The sequence below is a fragment of the Sphingomonas endophytica genome (genome assembly GCF_001476895.1).
GTDB classification, from domain to species: Bacteria; Pseudomonadota; Alphaproteobacteria; order Sphingomonadales; family Sphingomonadaceae; genus Sphingomonas; species Sphingomonas endophytica_A.
Map to the genome: position 1 here is coordinate 1 of NZ_LDTB01000162.1, position 782 is coordinate 782.

Consider the following 782-nt stretch of genomic DNA (forward strand, 5'->3'; position numbering starts at 1 on the left):
GTTCAGAAGTACGAGAAGGGTGTGAACCGCGTCGGCGCCGCTCGCCTTCAGCAGATCGCGAGCGCGCTGGACGTGCCGGTCACCTTCTTCTACGACGGCGACAACAAGGCCCGCGAAGTCGAGAGCCTGCTGTTCCTCGACAGTGCGTTCAGCCTCCGGTTGCTGCGCGCCTATAGCAAGATCAAGGATCAGACCGTGCAGCGCCAGCTGGTGTCGCTGATGGAATCGATCGCCGCCAACGAAGACTGAGCGGCTGCGCAGGTACGGTCGCGACGCCGCGAACGCGATCGACCAGGGCGAGCGGATTGGCCGGCGGCCGGTCATCGGACCACCACGGTCGGGCCAGGAAGATGTCGAAGCGCTGCCATCCGCGATGGCAGCGCTTTTTCTTTTTTGTCTCTTCGGCACCACGCGAGAGCGAGTTCCGCGCTGATGTGTACGGTAAGGCCGTTGCGATACCGGCAAGACGGCCGCGGTCATGCAGCGGCGGCAACCAAAACTTAATCAAGACGCAACGGTCTCGGCGTAGATCATCACCTCCGAATAAGCGCACCGCCCCCTTTGATTCGTGCGGCGGGGCCGAGTTTTCCGATCTTTCGCGCAAGCGGCGCAGTCCGGAGAAACGCGATATGCAGAGACAGACACTCGTCGTCGTCGCCACGATGCTTGCGGCGCTGCCGGCATTCGCCCAAACCGCCGGCGCGCCCGGTCCGGCTGCCGCGGTCCCACCTCATCATGCTGTGCCGGCTGCGATACCAGCGGCCACCCAGCCGAGCTCGGCC

1 protein-coding gene is annotated in these 782 nt (G+C 64.5%); it reads left to right on the forward strand.

Annotation, left to right across the window (positions count from 1 at the left end):
* The coding region (locus NS334_RS16530; RefSeq protein WP_206542696.1) for a hypothetical protein at positions 1 to 249 on the forward strand (249 nt) is incomplete at its 5' end.
* Positions 250 to 782: the final 533 nt, after the last annotated feature.